Consider the following 16,430-nt stretch of genomic DNA (forward strand, 5'->3'; position numbering starts at 1 on the left):
CGTGATCGCCGCCGTCAGCGTCGTCTTGCCGTGGTCAACGTGACCAACAGTCCCGATGTTCACGTGCGGTTTGCTGCGTTCAAACTTTTCCTTTGCCATGATGGCCTCCTTATCTGTCGCGATGGTGGGCGGATCGCCCACCCTACGGGGTTGGTAGGGTGGGCAGCCTGCCCACCGCGGTTATGCGTATTTCGCCTGGATCTCGTCCGATATGTTCTGCGGAACCGGGTCGTAATGGTCGAACTGCATCGTGAACTGCGCACGGCCCGAAGACATCGAGCGCAGCGTGTTGATGTAGCCGAACATGTTGGCCAGCGGCACGAAAGCCTGGATCGCCACGGCATTGCCGCGCGGCTCCTGACCCGAAACCTGGCCACGACGCGAGGTCAGGTCGCCAATGATGTTACCCGTGTATTCCTCGGGCGTGACCACTTCGACCTTCATCATCGGTTCCAGCAGCTTGGCGCCGGCCTTGCGCAGACCTTCGCGCATGCACATGCGTCCCGCTATTTCGAAGGCCAGCACCGACGAGTCCACGTCGTGGAACTTACCGTCGATCAGCGCCACCTTGAAGTCGATGACCGGGAACCCTGCCAGCGGACCGGAGTCCATGACCGACTGGATGCCCTTTTCGACGCCGGGGATGTATTCCTTGGGCACGGCACCACCAACGATGCGCGATTCAAAGGAATAGCCCTCGCCCGGTTCTGTCGGCGAGATGATCAGCTTGACCTCGGCGAACTGACCCGAACCACCCGACTGTTTCTTGTGGGTGTAGGTATGCTCGATCTCGTGGCCGATGGTTTCACGATAGGCCACCTGCGGCGCACCGATATTGGCTTCGACCTTGAATTCGCGCTTGAGGCGATCAACCAGGATATCGAGGTGCAGTTCGCCCATGCCCTTCATGATGGTCTGGCCTGACTCGAGGTCGGTTTCGACGCGGAACGAAGGGTCTTCGGCGGCCAGACGCGCAAGGCCCTGGCTCATCTTTTCCTGGTCGCCCTTGGTCTTGGGCTCAACCGCGATTTCGATAACCGGGTCGGGGAAAGTCATGGTTTCCAGAACAACCGGCGACTTGGCATCACAGAGCGTGTCACCCGTCGTGGTATCCTTGAGACCCGCCAGGGCGATGATGTCACCGGCGAATGCCTCTTCGATCTCTTGACGGTCAACCGCGTGCATCAGCATCATGCGGCCAACGCGCTCGCGTTTGCCCTTGGTCGAGTTCAGCATCGCGTCGCCCTTCTTCAACACGCCGGAATAGATCCGCGTGAAGGTCAGCGAGCCGACGAACGGGTCGTTCATGATCTTGAAGGCCAGCGCCGAGAACGGTTCTTCATCCGACGCGGGACGCGCGATATTGCGCTCTTCGTTCTCGTCATCAGGCGAGAAGCCCATCAGGGTCGGAACGTCCTTGGGCCCGGGCAGGAAGTCGACAACCGCGTTGAGCAACGGCTGAACGCCCTTGTTCTTGAACGCCGAGCCGGCCAGCATCGGGAAGAAGGACAGCGACAACGTGCCTTTGCGGATCAGGCTCCGCAGGGTCGCCTCGTCGGGCTCTTCACCTTCCAGGTAGGCCTCCATGGCGTCGTCGTCCATTTCGACGGCCAGCTCGATCATGTTGTCGCGCCATTCCTTGGCGAGATCCTGCAGGTCGTCACGGATCGGGCGACGCTCCCAGGAGGCACCAAGATCTTCGCCGATCCAGACCCATTCTTCCATGGTGATCAGGTCGATGATCCCTTCCAGCTTGTCCTCCGCACCGATCGGCAGGGCGATCGGCAGTGGGGTCCCGCCGGTGCGGTCCTTGACCATGCGCACGCAGTTGAAGAAATCGGCGCCGATCTTGTCCATCTTGTTGACGAACACCAGGCGCGGCACCTTGTAACGGTCGGCCTGACGCCAAACCGTTTCGGTCTGCGGCTCAACGCCCGCGTTACCGTCCAACAGGGCCACGGCTCCGTCAAGAACCGCCAACGAACGCTCGACCTCGATGGTGAAGTCGACGTGTCCGGGGGTGTCGATGATGTTGAACCGGGTCTTGGTTTCCGACGTGCCATCGGCGGTCGGGTCGACCTGGCGCTGCCAGAACGTCGTGGTCGCGGCCGAGGTGATTGTGATCCCGCGCTCGGCTTCCTGCTCCATCCAGTCCATGGTGGAGGCGCCCTCGTGGGTTTCGCCCATCTTGTGGTTCTTGCCCGTGTAGAACAAGATACGCTCGGTCATCGTGGTCTTGCCGGCATCAATATGGGCCATGATGCCGAAGTTGCGGTAGCGTTCGAGCGGATAATCGCGTGCCATGGTTTTAAGCCTTTAGGGTTTACCAGCGGTAGTGGCTGAACGCTTTGTTGGCGTCGGCCATCTTGTGGGTGTCTTCGCGCTTCTTGACGGCGGCGCCGCGCGACTGAACCGCGTCAAGCAATTCGCCGGCCAGGCGTTCTTCCATCGTGTTCTCGTTGCGCGAACGCGAAGCGATGATCAACCAGCGAATGGCCAAGGCCTCGCGGCGTTCAGGGCGAACTTCGACGGGCACCTGGTAGGTGGCACCACCAACCCGGCGCGAGCGAACCTCGACCGAAGGCTTGATGTTGTCGAGCGCCTCGTGGAACACCTCGACGGGTGCGCGCTTGATCTTGCCTTCGACGCGATCCAGCGCGCCGTAGACGATACGCTCGGCGACGGATTTCTTGCCGTCGAGCATCAGGTTGTTCATGAACTTTGTCAGAACCCGGTCGCCATACTTGGCGTCGGGCAGGATTTCGCGTTTTTCAGCGGCGTGACGGCGGGACATATCGTAATCCTCTTACTTCGGACGCTTGGCGCCATATTTCGAACGGCGCTGCTTACGATCCTTGACGCCTTGCGTGTCCAGAACGCCGCGCAGGATGTGATAGCGCACACCGGGAAGGTCCTTCACACGGCCGCCACGGATCAGGACAACCGAGTGTTCCTGAAGGTTGTGGCTTTCACCGGGAATGTAGCTGATCACCTCGTAACCGTTGGTCAGGCGGACCTTGGCCACTTTACGCATGGCCGAGTTCGGCTTTTTCGGCGTCGTGGTGTAGACACGCGTGCAGACGCCGCGCTTTTGCGGGCACTGCTCCAGGTGCATGGATTTGGAACGTTTGACTTTGGGCCGCCGCGGCTTGCGGATCAGCTGTTGGATCGTTGGCATTGGGTCTCTTTCCCCGTCTATCAACACATGTGTCAGCGCGGGCATCCCCGCAGGTTTCTATCAAGCTTCGCCTTACGCGTCCGCAAAGCAAAAAAGCCGCCATCGTTCCCATTCCGAGGTGAACGACGCGGTGGGTTTCCAGAGGATCGGGGCAGCATTAGCCCGGATCGTGTCCACTACAGTTCTGATATCGGCATAGGGGATGCCCCCGAGCCGGATGTGGCGCGTATAGGGGGAGTCGGAGGGGTTGTCAACACGGCCTTCTCGGCGCCATTACGCTCATATGCATTTTGACATGCCATACAATCAGGCCTGTCGGCAAGACCGCCCATTCTGCGCCGTCAGACGCGGGCCCGTATCCGCCCCGCGCGGGCCAGTTGGCGTTCGCGATAAAGCGTGAATATGCCGCTGCCGGCAACGATGGCCGCCCCCACCAGCGTCAACGTCTGGGGCCAATCCCCGAACACCACCCAGCCCAACATCAAGGCCCAAAGCAGCCCCGTGTACCGAAATGGCGTGACAAAGGAAATCTCGCCCACCCGCATCACCATGATCGATGACAGGTAGCCACCAATGATCATGACCGAGGCGCACAAGATGAAAAGCCCCGCCTGGGGGGTGACAGTCACCCAGGGTTCCGCCAGGCTGCCGAGCCCGAAGAACATCATCACCGCGGCCGATGTGAGGAAGGTGACCAGCATCGAAGGGGTCTCGGCGCTCAATCGCCGCGTGGACAGATCACGGATCGTGACAAAGCCGACCGCTACCAGCGCGTAGACGGAATATAGCGTGAAACCCTCGGTTCCCGGCCGCACGATCAACAGGACCCCGCACAATCCGATCAGAATTGCACTGAGCCGCCGCCACCCCAGCGGTTCGGAAAACAGCAACGCCGCCGTCAGCGTAACAACCAATGGCAGGGATTGGAGAATGGCGGTGACATTGGCCAGTGGCATGTTGAACAGCGCCGTCAGGAAAAAATAGGCCGATCCGATCTCGGCCATCAGCCGCAGCCCAACCAACAGCCAATCGCGGCGCGGAATACGGCGGCCAAAGGCCCCGAGGCGCCAAGCCAGTAGGCCCACGAAAACAGTGGTCAGAGCACCGCGCAGGAACAACAACTGGTTCAAAGGCAGATCTCCCGACAACGCCTTGACGAAAGTATCGTTCAACGTGAAGGCAGCCATGCTGGCCATCATCAAGAGCGCACCCTTGAAATTGTCGGTTAGTGCGGCCGCGGCCATGTCTATTGTCCCGTTTCCTGCATCGGCCAGACGAAACACCGGATCGCGCCAAAAGGAAAGCCCCAAGCCCGGACAAAAGAAAGGCCCCGCCGGGGCGGGGCCTTTCAATCGCATATCAGGATGCTGGTCAGTCGCGGCTTTCAGGCGTTTCCACCATGGTGTCAAACGCGTCGCCACCGGCGGCATCATCCGTAGGCGCGGCAAGCGCTGCAGCGGCCTCGGCTTCTTCGCGGCGCGCATCTACCACCACGTTGTCGCGTTTTTGCGCGATCTGGCGCACGCGCTGCGTGGCACCACCGGTGCCAGCCGGGATCAAGCGGCCGACAATGACATTTTCCTTCAGGCCCACTAGCGTATCGACCTTGCCCTGAACCGAAGCTTCGGTCAGCACACGGGTGGTTTCCTGGAACGAGGCCGCCGAGATGAAGCTGCGAGTTTGCAGCGACGCCTTGGTGATACCAAGCAAGATCGGTTCGCCCTGCGCCGGGCGTCCACCCTTGGCAATCGCCTTTTCGTTGGCGGCGTCGAACTCTTGCTTGTCCACGTGTTCGCCCTTCAGCAGCGTGGTTTCGCCGCTGTCCGAGATTTCCCACTTCTGCAACATCTGGCGCACGATCACTTCGACATGCTTATCGTTGATTTTCACGCCCTGCAGGCGGTAAACGTCCTGGACTTCGTCGATCATGTAGTTGGCCAGCGCCTCGACACCCATGATGGCAAGGATGTCATGCGGCGCGGGATTGCCGTCCATGATGTAGTCGCCCTTCTGGACATAGTCGCCTTCTTGCACGGGGATGTGCTTGCCCTTCGGAACCATGTATTCCACCGGGGTCAGGCTGTCATCGGCAGGCTCGATCGAGATGCGGCGCTTGTTCTTGTAGTCCTTGCCAAAGCGCACGTAACCGTCGATTTCGGCGATGATCGCGTGATCCTTGGGGCGGCGTGCCTCGAACAATTCGGCCACACGGGGCAGACCACCGGTGATGTCCTTTGTCTTGGCGCCCTCGCGCGGAATCCGCGCGACAACGTCACCCGCGACAACTTCCTGTCCGTCTTCGACCGACAGGATCGCATCCACAGACATCGGGTAGGTCACAGGGTTGCCCGCGTCGTTGCGCACCGGCTCGCCATCTTCACCCACCAGGATGATCTCGGGCTTCAACTCGTTGCCCTTGGGCGCCGCCCGCCAGTCGGTCACGATCTTCTGGGTCATGCCTGTTGCGTCGTCCGTCTCGTCGCGCACGGCAACACCGGTCACGAGGTCGACGAACTTGGCCGTACCGGCCTTTTCCGCGATGATCGGCAGGGTGTACGGATCCCATTCGAGCAGCTTGGCACCGCGCTCGATCTTTTCACCATCCTTGACGAACAGCTTGGAACCATAGCCAACCTTGTGGCTGGCACGTTCCTGCCCAGCTTCATCCTTGATGATGAGCTTCATGTTACGGCCCATCACCAGTATTTCACCCGACGAGTTCACCAGCGTGCTGGCATTCTCGTATGCGATGATGCCCTCCTGGCTTGCTTCGAGGAACGATTGCTGACCGCCTTGCGCCACACCACCGATGTGGAACGTCCGCATCGTAAGCTGCGTGCCCGGTTCACCGATCGACTGCGCGGCAATGATGCCCACGGCCTCACCGGTATTGACCATCGTGCCACGGGCCAGGTCACGACCATAGCACATGGCACAGACGCCGTCTTCGGCTTCGCAGGTCAGCGGACTGCGGATACGGACCGACGGCACGCCGGCTTCTTCCACGGCGTCCGCCATGCGTTCGTCGATCAGCGTACCCTGCGCAAGAACCACCTCGCCCGTGGCGGGGTTCACCACCTCTTCGGCCGTGACGCGGCCCAGGATACGCTCACCCAGGGTGGCCACCACCTCGCCATCGTTGATCGCCGGCTCTGCGGTGATCGAAAGGTCGGTGCCGCAATCATGCTCGCGCACGATGCAATCTTGCGCCACATCAACCAGGCGACGGGTCAAGTACCCCGAGTTCGCCGTCTTGAGCGCGGTATCCGACAGGCCCTTACGCGCCCCGTGGGTGGAGTTGAAGTACTCCAGCACCGTCAGACCTTCCTTGAAGTTCGAGATGATCGGCGTTTCGATGATGTCGCCGTTGGGCTTGGCCATCAGGCCGCGCATGCCGCCCAGCTGCTTCATCTGCGTGACCGAACCCCGCGCGCCCGAGTGGGCCATCATGTAAACCGAGTTCGGCTCCTCCACGGCGCCGTTTTCATCTACACGTTCGGCCGAGATGGTCGACATCATGGCGTCGGTGACCTTGTCGTTGCATTTCGACCAGGCGTCGACGACCTTGTTGTACTTTTCGCCCTGGGTAATCAGGCCGTCCATGTACTGCTGTTCAAAGTCTTTCACCTGTTCGCGCGTCTCGTCGACGATCGTCCACTTGGTATCGGGGATAACCATGTCATCCTTGCCGAAAGAAATGCCGGCGCGGAACGCTTCCTTGAAACCAAGGCTCATGATCTGGTCACAGAAAATGACGCTCTCTTTCTGGCCGCAATAGCGATAGACTGTATCGATCACCTGCTGCACCTCTTTCTTGCGCAGCAAACGGTTTACCAGCTCGAACGGGGCCTTGGCATTTAGCGGCAACAACGCGCCTAGGCGCACACGGCCCGGCGTTGTCTCGTAGCGCTTCATGACCTCCTGGCCTTCTTCGTCGATCTGCTTGATCCGGCAGGTGATCTTGGAGTGCAAATGAACCGCACCAGCGGTCAGGGCGTGCTCGACCTCTTCGATCGAGGCAAAGGCCATGCCTTCGCCCTTCATGCCGGCGCGTTCGATCGTGGTGTAGTAGAGGCCCAAAATCATATCCTGCGACGGCACGATGATCGGCGCGCCGTTGGCGGGCGACAGCACGTTGTTCGTCGACATCATCAGCACGCGCGCTTCCAGCTGTGCCTCAAGGCTCAGCGGAACGTGCACGGCCATCTGGTCACCGTCAAAATCGGCGTTGAAGGCCGAACAGACCAGCGGGTGAAGCTGGATGGCCTTACCTTCGATCAAGACGGGTTCGAATGCCTGGATGCCCAAACGGTGCAGCGTCGGCGCACGGTTCAGCAGCACGGGGTGTTCGCGGATCACCTCGTCCAGGATATCCCAAACCTCGGGGCGCTCTTTCTCGACCAGTTTCTTGGCTTGCTTCACGGTCGAGCTGAGACCCTTGGCCTCAAGCCGCGAATAGATAAAGGGCTTGAACAGCTCCAGCGCCATCTTCTTGGGCAGGCCGCACTGGTGCAGCTTGAGTTCCGGGCCAGTCACGATGACCGAACGGCCGGAAAAGTCGACGCGCTTGCCCAGAAGGTTCTGGCGGAAGCGGCCCTGCTTGCCCTTGAGCATGTCAGACAGCGATTTCAGCGGGCGCTTGTTCGCGCCGGTGATAACGCGGCCACGGCGGCCGTTGTCAAACAGCGCATCGACTGATTCCTGCAACATCCTCTTTTCGTTACGCACAATGATATCGGGCGCGCGCAGCTCGATCAGGCGCTTCAGACGGTTGTTGCGGTTGATCACGCGGCGGTAGAGGTCGTTCAGGTCCGACGTGGCAAAACGGCCACCATCCAGCGGCACCAGCGGGCGCAGCTCGGGCGGAATGACCGGGATGACCGTCATGATCATCCACTCCGGGCGGTTGCCCGATTCCAAGAAGGATTCAACGACCTTCAGGCGCTTGATGATCTTCTTCGGCTTCAGTTCGCCAGTGGCTTCGGCCAGGTCGGCGCGCAGGTTCTCGGCCTCGGATTCAAGGTCGATATTGGCCAACATTTCGCGGATCGCTTCAGCGCCGATATTGGCGGTGAAAGCGTCCATGCCGTAGGCGTCCTGCGCGTCCAGGAATTCCTCTTCGGTCATCAACTGGCCGTATTGCAGGTCGGTCAGGCCCGGTTCGATCACCACGTAGTTCTCGAAATACAGGATCCGCTCAAGATCGCGCAGGGTCATGTCCAGCATCAGGCCGATGCGCGACGGCAGCGATTTCAAGAACCAGATATGCGCCACGGGCGCGGCCAGCTCGATATGCCCCATGCGTTCACGGCGAACTTTTTGCAACGTCACCTCGACGCCGCACTTTTCGCAGACAACGCCACGGTATTTCATCCGCTTGTATTTGCCGCAAAGACACTCGTAATCCTTGATCGGGCCAAAGATGCGCGCGCAGAACAGGCCGTCACGCTCGGGCTTGAACGTGCGGTAGTTGATCGTTTCGGGTTTCTTGATCTCGCCGAAGGACCAGCTGAGGATGCGCTCGGGGCTGGCAAGGCTTACCTTGATCTCGTCGAACACCTTGGGCGGCGTCAGCGGGTTGAACGGGTTGTTCGTCAGTTCCTGGTTCATTTTGTCCTCATGTCTGAGAGGGAAGCGGGGGAGTGGAAAGGCGGGGTAAACCCGCCCTACCGGCGTCGCATAGGGCGGGGTTTATCCCGCCATCAGCGTCACTCGTCCTCCTCCGCATCCAGGAGTTCCATGTTCAGGCCGAGGCCGCGGACTTCTTTCACAAGAACGTTGAAGCTCTCGGGAACGCCCGCTTCGAAATTATCCTCGCCCTTGACGATGCTTTCATAGACCTTGGTCCGGCCCGCCACGTCGTCCGATTTGACCGTCAGCATTTCCTGCAAGGTGTAGGCCGCACCGTACGCTTCCAGTGCCCAAACCTCCATCTCCCCGAAACGCTGGCCGCCGAACTGGGCCTTGCCGCCCAGCGGCTGCTGGGTAACCAGGCTGTAGGGCCCGGTCGAACGCGCGTGGATCTTGTCGTCCACCAGGTGGTGCAGTTTCAGCAGGTATTTCACACCCACCGTCACGGGACGCGCGAATTGCTCGCCCGTGCGCCCATCGAACAATACCGACTGGCCGCTTTCGTCGAAACCCGCGCGCTTGAGCGCGTCGTTGACGTCAGGTTCTTTCGCACCGTCGAAGACCGGCGTTGCAATCGGCACACCGCGTGTGACGTTGTCCGCGGCCTCGACCAGCGCACCTTCGTCCATGTCGCTGATGCCCTCTTCGTAGACATCCTCGCCATAGGCCAGGCGCATGGCCTCGCGCACCGGTGTCAGGTCGCCAGAGCGGCGATAATCCTGCAGGGCCTCGTCGATCTTGATGCCAAGGCCGCGCGCGGCCCAACCCATATGGGTTTCAAGGATCTGACCGACGTTCATGCGCGACGGCACACCCAGCGGGTTGAGGCAGAAATCGACCGGTGTACCATCTTCGAGGAACGGCATGTCCTCGATCGGAACCACCTTGGAAATCACACCCTTGTTGCCGTGACGGCCAGCCATCTTGTCGCCCGGTTGCAGCTTGCGCTTCACCGCCACGAAGACCTTGACCATCTTCATCACACCCGGCGGCAGGTCGTCGCCCCGGCGCACCTTTTCGACCTTGTCTTCGAAACGGGCATCCAGCGCGCGCTTTTGCAGCTCGTATTGCTCGTGCAGTGCCTCGACGATCTGCGCATCGGCCTCATCCTTGAGCGCAAGCTGCCACCACTGACCACGGGTCAGGCTGCCCAGCAGCTCCTCGGTGATTTCCGAATTCGCCTTTACACCTTTCGGGCCTTTCACGGCCACCTTGCCCAGGATCATCGACTTGAGACGCGCATAGATGTTGCGATCGAGAATTGCCATCTCGTCGTCACGGTCACGCGCCAGTCGCTCGACCTCTTCACGCTCGATCTGCAGGGCGCGTTCGTCCTTTTCCACGCCGTGGCGGTTGAAGACGCGCACCTCGACCACTGTGCCGAAGTCACCCGGCTTGACGCGCAGCGAGGTGTCGCGCACATCGCTGGCCTTTTCGCCAAAGATGGCCCGCAGCAGCTTTTCCTCGGGCGTCATCGGGCTTTCGCCCTTGGGTGTGATCTTGCCGACAAGAATGTCGCCCGGCTCCACGTCGGCACCGATATACACAATGCCCGCCTCGTCGAGGTTGCGCAGCGCTTCTTCGCCAACATTGGGGATGTCGCGGGTGATCTCTTCCGGACCCAGCTTGGTGTCACGTGCGGCCACTTCGAATTCCTCGATATGGATCGAGGTAAATACGTCGTCTCGCACGATCCGCTCGGAAATCAGGATCGAGTCTTCGTAGTTGTAGCCGTTCCAGGGCATGAAGGCGACGATCACGTTCTTGCCGAGCGCCAGCTCACCCAGGTCGGTCGAGGGGCCATCGGCGATCACTTCGTCCTTTTGAACCGTGTCACCCACCTTGACCAGCGGACGCTGGTTGATGCAGGTATTCTGGTTCGAACGCTGGAACTTGCGCATCCGGTAGATATCAACGCCCGGATCGCCCGGCTCCAGGTCCTCGGTGGCACGGATCACGATACGCTGCGCATCGACCTGGTCAACGATACCCGAACGGCGCGCCTGGTGCGCCGCACCCGAGTCGACGGCAACCTTGCCTTCGATTCCGGTACCAACCAACGGCGCCTCGGCCCGCAGCAGCGGCACCGCCTGGCGTTGCATGTTCGAGCCCATCAGCGCGCGGTTGGCGTCGTCGTTTTCCAGGAACGGAATAAGCGACGCGGCCACCGACACCAGCTGTTTTGGCGATACGTCGATCAGATCGACATTCTCGGTAGGTGCCAGGGTATAGTCGCCCGACTGGCGGGTGTTGACCATTTCGTTGACGAACTTGCCGCCATCATCCAGCGTCGCGTTGGCCTGCGCGATGGTGTGGCGCATTTCCTCGGTCGCGGACATGTAATGCACTTCATCCGTCACGTGGCTGTCCTTGACCACGCGATAGGGTGTTTCGATGAACCCGTACTTGTTCACCCGTGCAAAGGTCGCCAGAGAGTTGATAAGGCCGATATTCGGGCCTTCCGGCGTTTCAATCGGGCACATCCGGCCATAGTGGGTGGGGTGCACGTCGCGCACCTCGAACCCCGCGCGTTCGCGCGTCAGACCGCCCGGGCCAAGCGCCGAAAGGCGGCGCTTGTGTGTCACTTCCGACAGCGGGTTGGTCTGGTCCATGAACTGCGACAGCTGCGACGAGCCAAAGAACTCGCGCACGGCGGCCGCAGCCGGCTTGGCGTTGATCAGATCCTGCGGCATCACCGTGTCGATTTCCACCGACGACATCCGCTCCTTGATGGCGCGCTCCATACGCAGGAGGCCGACGCGATACTGGTTTTCCATCAGCTCGCCAACCGAACGCACGCGGCGGTTGCCCAGGTGGTCGATGTCGTCGATATCGCCCTTGCCATCACGCAACTCAACCAGCGCCTTGATACAGGCCACGATGTCATCACGATCCAGCGTGCGCTGGGTATCCGGTTTTTCGAGGGCCAGGCGCATGTTCATCTTGACGCGGCCCACGGCCGACAGGTCATACCGCTCGCTGTCAAAGAATAGCGTGTCAAACAGCGCGCTGGCCGCATCGACGGTGGGCGGCTCGCCCGGGCGCATGACGCGGTAGATATCCATCAGCGCGGTTTCGCGGCTGCGGTTCTTGTCCTGCGCCATTGTGTTGCGCATGTACGGGCCGACCGTGATGTTGTCGATGTCCAGCACCGGAATCTCGGTGATGCCGGCATCCAGAAGTTCCTTTACAGAACCGCCGATCATCGTGCCGTCCTTGTCGTATTCGGCGGTCAGCTCGTCACCCGCCTCGACGTAGATGGCTCCGTTTTCCTCGTTGATGATGTCGCGTGCCGCGAACTTGCCCACGATCATGTCGAAGGGCACCAGCAGGTCGGTGACCTTGCCTTCATCCTTCAGCTTCTTGACCGCGCGCGGGGTGATCTTCTTGCCCGCTTCCGCGATCACTTCGCCGGTGGCCGCATCGACAAGGTCATGCGGCGGCCGCGTGCCGCGCACGCGATCGGGGAAGAACTTGGTGGCCCAACCTTTGCCCTTCTCCAATTTATAGCCGACCTCGTCGTAGTAGGCCTGCATGATGTCTTCCTGGTCGAGCCCCAGGGCATACAGCAGCGTCGTCACCGGCAGTTTGCGGCGACGGTCGATGCGTGCATGCACGATATCCTTGGCGTCAAATTCAAAATCCAGCCAAGAACCGCGATAGGGGATGATACGGCAGGCAAACAGCAGCTTGCCCGAGCTGTGCGTCTTGCCCTTGTCATGGTCAAAGAACACACCCGGCGAACGGTGCATCTGGGAAACGATAACCCGCTCGGTGCCGTTGACGATGAAGGTGCCGTTGGGTGTCATCAGGGGCATATCGCCCATGAAAACGTCCTGCTCCTTGATGTCCTTGACGGACTTGGCGCCGGTATCCTCGTCCACGTCGAACACGATCAACCGCAACGTCACCTTCAGCGGTGCGCTGTAGGTCATGTCGCGTTGCTGACATTCCTCTACATCGTATTTCGGCTTTTCCAACTCGTATTTCACGAATTCCAGCACGCTGGTTTCGTTGAAATCCTTGATCGGGAAAACCGACTGGAACACGCCCATCAGGCCTTCGCCATCGGTCGGATCGGGCTGGTCGCCGGATTTCAGGAAAAGGTCATACGAGGATTTTTGAACCTCGATCAGGTTCGGCATCTCCAACACTTCGCGGATTTTGCCGAAATACTTGCGCAAACGTTTTTGGCCAAGGAAGGTCTGAGCCATATGTGTGGTCACCTTTCGTTTCTCATCAAGCGTCATGGCCGTCGGGCCCCGGCCATGCGCCCATCCGAAACAGGGGGTTCTGGATCAATGCCCGGGCGTTGTCCCACCAACGCCCTCCCGATCCGGCGAACCGCACCTTGGAAAACGCCCCGCTGCGGGGCCCTTGCCAAGACAGGTTCGGCTGGGCCCGGGAAATGCCCGGACCCAGCCCAATTCATAGTCTCCGGGGTGTCCCGGCGCTGATTACTTCAGCTCGACTTCTGCGCCAGCTGCTTCCAGCTTGGCTTTGATGTCTTCGGCTTCGGCCTTGTCGACGCCTTCTTTCACGGCTTTGCCGCCGGCTTCGACCAGTTCCTTGGCTTCTTTCAGGCCCAGGCCGGTGATTGCGCGAACTTCCTTGATCACGTTGATCTTGGAGGCGCCTGCCGACTTCAGGATGACGTCGAATTCGGTCTGCTCTTCGGCAGCTTCGCCTGCGCCGCCATCCGCGGGGCCGGCCATCATCACGGCGCCGCCCGAAGCGGGCTCGATGCCGTATTCATCCTTCAGGATGGTTTTCAGTTCTTGTGCTTCGAGAAGCGTCAGACCAACGATCTCTTCTGCCAGTTTTTTCAGATCAGCCATTTTACTGTTTCCGTCTTTCTAGATGTGTTCCAACGTGCAGCGATTGCCAACACGCGGGTATTCAGGTTGCTCAAGCCGCTTCGGCCTTCTCTTCGATGGTCGAGAGGATGCTTGCGATGTTCGAAGCAGGTGCGCCAATGGCCCCGGCAATGTTCGAAGCAGGTGCGCCGACCATGCCCGCGATCTGCGCGATGAGCTCATCGCGAGAGGGCATTTTCGACACGGCTTCGACACCGGCCCGGTCCAGAGCGCTCTCACCCATTGCGCCGCCAAGAATTTCGAAATTCTTGTTATCCTTGGCAAAGCCCTCGGCCACCTTGGCTGCTGCCACGGGGTCCTCGGAATAGGTCAGAACGGTCATGCCCGAAAGAAGGTCGGCAATGCTTTCGCACGGCTTCCCCTCAAGGGCGATCTTGGCAAGCCTGTTCTTGGCAACGCGCACAGATCCACCCGCTTCGCGCATGCGCGCGCGCAGATCCTGCATCTCGGCAACCGTGATACCCGCGTAGTGTGCTACCACCACGACGCCAGAGCTTTCGAAGATCTGGCCGAGTTCCTCGACCACTTTCTCTTTCTGGGCTCTATCCACAGTTTCACTCCAAGTTTGGGGGTTGCCCCCCGGCTCAATTTTGGCGGGTTACCCCGCCGTTCGGGTCCAAAGTCAGGGTCCCGAGGCCAGATCGCCCGAGGGGTTCACACCCGACGGTCAATTGTCTCGTTCCCCATCTCGGGAAGGAATTATAGGGCGTACACCCAACCCTCCGTCTCGGACAGGACAGGGCCGCTTGCGGCCCTGCCATTCTGCGGGTTGCCCCGCGGAATTCTTATTCGCTCGCGGCGTTGGCCACGTCGATGCTGACGCCCGGGCCCATGGTCGAGCTCAACGACACCTTCTTCATATAGGTGCCCTTGGCGCCCGTGGGCTTGGCCTTGGCCACCGCACCAACGAAGGCGCGGATGTTTTCAACCAGCTTGGCCTCGTCGAACGATGCCTTGCCAACACCCGCATGCACCACGCCAGCCTTTTCGGCCTTGAACTGAACTTCGCCACCCTTGGCGGCCTTCACCGCGTCGGCGACATCCATCGTCACCGTGCCAACCTTGGGGTTCGGCATCAGGTTGCGCGGGCCCAGCACCTTGCCCAGACGGCCGACGATCGGCATCATGTCCGGGGTCGCGATGCAACGGTCGAAATCGATCTTACCGCCCTGGATGGTTTCCATCAGGTCCTCGGCGCCCACGATATCGGCACCGGCCTCTTTCGCCTCGTCAGCCTTGGGGCCACGGGCAAAAACGGCAACGCGCACATCCTTGCCGGTGCCGTTCGGCAGGCCGACAACGCCGCGCACCATCTGGTCTGCGTGACGCGGGTCAACACCCAGGTTCATCGAGATTTCGATGGTTTCGTCAAATTTCGCGCTGGCATTACCCTTGATCAGGGCAACGGCTTCTTCGACCGACAGGTTATCCTTGCCGGCAACAGCCTCGCGGGCGGCGCGGGTACGTTTTCCAAGCTTCGCCATCTTATTTCACCTCGATGCCCATGGACCGGGCCGAACCCAGAATGATTTTCATCGCGGCTTCGATGTCGGTCGCGTTGAGATCCTTCATCTTGGCCTCGGCGATCTCACGAACCTGCGCCACGGTCACGGACCCAGCGGTCGCGCGGCCCGGCGTGTTCGAACCCGATTTCAGCTTGGCAGCCTTTTTCAGGTAGTAAGACGCCGGCGGCGTCTTGATGTCCATCGTAAAGGACTTGTCCTGGTAGTAGGAAATCACGGTCGGGCACGGGGCGCCGGGCTCCATGTCTGCCGTCTTGGCGTTGAACGCCTTGGTGAATTCCATGATATTGATGCCGCGCTGACCCAAGGCAGGGCCCACGGGCGGCGAGGGGTTCGCCTGACCGGCGGGCACCTGAAGCTTCAGCGTGCCGACGAGTTTCTTGGCCATCTGGCCTCTCCTTCTTTCCAACAGCCCGTTGACGCGTCAGCGGGCTTTTCGTTGTCGCGGTTCGGCCCGGGCATCGCGATGCCCTCGCCTCCCGCGGTTCGCCACTCAGATCACGTTTGCTTGGTGACCTGGGTGAATTCCAGTTCGACCGGGGTCTCCCGACCAAAGATCGACACCGACACCTTGAGGCGCTGGCTGTCTTCATCAACTTCTTCGATCATGCCGTCGAAATCTTCGAATGGCCCATCGTTGACCTTGACCTTTTCACCGACTTCGAACCGGATCAGCGTGCGCGGCGACTCTTCGCCCTCGGCGACACGCCCCAGGATCGCCTCGACCTCGGCATCACGCATGGGCATCGGGCGCCCTTGCGGGCCAAGAAACCCGGTGACGCGGTTGATCGAGTTGATCAGGTGATACCCTTGGTCGGACATTTCCATGCGCACAAGCACATAGCCCGGCATGAAGCGACGCTCGGTCGTGACTTTCTTGCCCCGACGCACCTCGATCACTTCCTCGGTTGGCACCAGAACCTCTTCGATCTGGTCCTCAAGGCCGTTCTCGACAACGGACTGCCTGATCTGTTCGGCGATCTTTTTCTCGAAATTCGAGAGCACGCTCACCGAATACCAACGCTTCGCCATCTTGACCTCAGTCCTTGTCCCCTCGACCCGGAGGCCGAAAAATCTTTTGGTTGTATGTGCTTACGCACGTCTTCCGAAACAAAAAATCGGCGTGCAACACGAATCGCCGCACGCCATTTCCGGATCAGTTCTGTCTGTTACAAACAATAGTGCCTATTGGCAACCCTGACGGGCAAGAAACTGCGCGGG

The 16,430-nt window shown here is 60.4% G+C and carries 12 protein-coding genes; all 12 read right to left on the reverse strand.

The annotated features are described in order from the left end of the window. The coding region (locus M8744_RS15385) for a GTP-binding protein (protein ID WP_251415865.1) at positions 1-99 on the reverse strand (99 nt) is incomplete at its 3' end. A gap of 81 nt (positions 100-180) precedes the next feature. Next, on the reverse strand, positions 181-2,304 hold the full coding sequence (gene fusA / locus M8744_RS15390) for an elongation factor G (RefSeq protein WP_251419396.1): 2,124 nt from the start codon (positions 2,302-2,304) through the stop codon (positions 181-183). Positions 2,305-2,323: 19 nt separating this feature from the next. Next, complete coding sequence (gene rpsG, locus M8744_RS15395; protein WP_251419398.1) at positions 2,324-2,794, reverse strand: 30S ribosomal protein S7; 471 nt, start codon at positions 2,792-2,794, stop codon at positions 2,324-2,326. 12 nt (positions 2,795-2,806) lie between these two features. Then, positions 2,807-3,178: a 30S ribosomal protein S12 gene (gene rpsL / locus M8744_RS15400; RefSeq protein ID WP_251419400.1), complete on the reverse strand. Its 372-nt coding sequence runs from the start codon at positions 3,176-3,178 to the stop codon at positions 2,807-2,809. Between the two features lie 341 nt (positions 3,179-3,519). Beyond that, positions 3,520-4,422: a DMT family transporter gene (locus M8744_RS15405; RefSeq protein ID WP_251419402.1), complete on the reverse strand. Its 903-nt coding sequence runs from the start codon at positions 4,420-4,422 to the stop codon at positions 3,520-3,522. A 127-nt stretch (positions 4,423-4,549) separates the two neighbouring features. Continuing rightward, positions 4,550-8,788, reverse strand: a complete 4,239-nt coding sequence (gene rpoC, locus M8744_RS15410; protein WP_251419404.1) for a DNA-directed RNA polymerase subunit beta' — start codon at positions 8,786-8,788, stop codon at positions 4,550-4,552. 98 nt (positions 8,789-8,886) lie between these two features. Continuing rightward, on the reverse strand, positions 8,887-13,023 hold the full coding sequence (rpoB, locus tag M8744_RS15415) for a DNA-directed RNA polymerase subunit beta (protein WP_251419406.1): 4,137 nt from the start codon (positions 13,021-13,023) through the stop codon (positions 8,887-8,889). A 243-nt stretch (positions 13,024-13,266) separates the two neighbouring features. Then, positions 13,267-13,647 carry a 50S ribosomal protein L7/L12 gene (gene rplL / locus M8744_RS15420; protein WP_251419408.1) on the reverse strand — a complete coding sequence of 127 codons (381 nt, stop codon included), beginning with the start codon at positions 13,645-13,647 and terminating at the stop codon, positions 13,267-13,269. A gap of 70 nt (positions 13,648-13,717) precedes the next feature. Then, on the reverse strand, positions 13,718-14,236 hold the full coding sequence (rplJ, locus tag M8744_RS15425) for a 50S ribosomal protein L10 (protein ID WP_251419410.1): 519 nt from the start codon (positions 14,234-14,236) through the stop codon (positions 13,718-13,720). 235 nt (positions 14,237-14,471) lie between these two features. Next, positions 14,472-15,170, reverse strand: a complete 699-nt coding sequence (rplA, locus tag M8744_RS15430) for a 50S ribosomal protein L1 (RefSeq protein WP_251419412.1) — start codon at positions 15,168-15,170, stop codon at positions 14,472-14,474. Between the two features lies 1 nt (position 15,171). Further along, positions 15,172-15,597, reverse strand: a complete 426-nt coding sequence (rplK, locus tag M8744_RS15435; protein ID WP_251419414.1) for a 50S ribosomal protein L11 — start codon at positions 15,595-15,597, stop codon at positions 15,172-15,174. A gap of 110 nt (positions 15,598-15,707) precedes the next feature. Then, on the reverse strand, positions 15,708-16,241 hold the full coding sequence (nusG, locus tag M8744_RS15440; protein WP_251419416.1) for a transcription termination/antitermination protein NusG: 534 nt from the start codon (positions 16,239-16,241) through the stop codon (positions 15,708-15,710). Between the last annotated feature and the right edge of the window lie 189 nt (positions 16,242-16,430).

The sequence above is a fragment of the Lutimaribacter degradans genome, assembly GCF_023703375.1.
GTDB lineage: Bacteria > Pseudomonadota > Alphaproteobacteria > Rhodobacterales > Rhodobacteraceae > Lutimaribacter > Lutimaribacter degradans.

Coding starts and splice junctions, on each gene's coding strand:
- fusA (WP_251419396.1), bottom strand. CDS start 2,304: ATGGCACGCGATTATCCGCTCGAACGCTACCGCAACTTCGGCATCATG.
- rpsG (WP_251419398.1), bottom strand. CDS start 2,794: ATGTCCCGCCGTCACGCCGCTGAAAAACGCGAAATCCTGCCCGACGCC.
- rpsL (WP_251419400.1), bottom strand. CDS start 3,178: ATGCCAACGATCCAACAGCTGATCCGCAAGCCGCGGCGGCCCAAAGTC.
- M8744_RS15405 (WP_251419402.1), bottom strand. CDS start 4,422: ATGGCCGCGGCCGCACTAACCGACAATTTCAAGGGTGCGCTCTTGATG.
- rpoC (WP_251419404.1), bottom strand. CDS start 8,788: ATGAACCAGGAACTGACGAACAACCCGTTCAACCCGCTGACGCCGCCC.
- rpoB (WP_251419406.1), bottom strand. CDS start 13,023: ATGGCTCAGACCTTCCTTGGCCAAAAACGTTTGCGCAAGTATTTCGGC.
- rplL (WP_251419408.1), bottom strand. CDS start 13,647: ATGGCTGATCTGAAAAAACTGGCAGAAGAGATCGTTGGTCTGACGCTT.
- rplA (WP_251419412.1), bottom strand. CDS start 15,170: ATGGCGAAGCTTGGAAAACGTACCCGCGCCGCCCGCGAGGCTGTTGCC.
- rplK (WP_251419414.1), bottom strand. CDS start 15,597: ATGGCCAAGAAACTCGTCGGCACGCTGAAGCTTCAGGTGCCCGCCGGT.
- nusG (WP_251419416.1), bottom strand. CDS start 16,241: ATGGCGAAGCGTTGGTATTCGGTGAGCGTGCTCTCGAATTTCGAGAAA.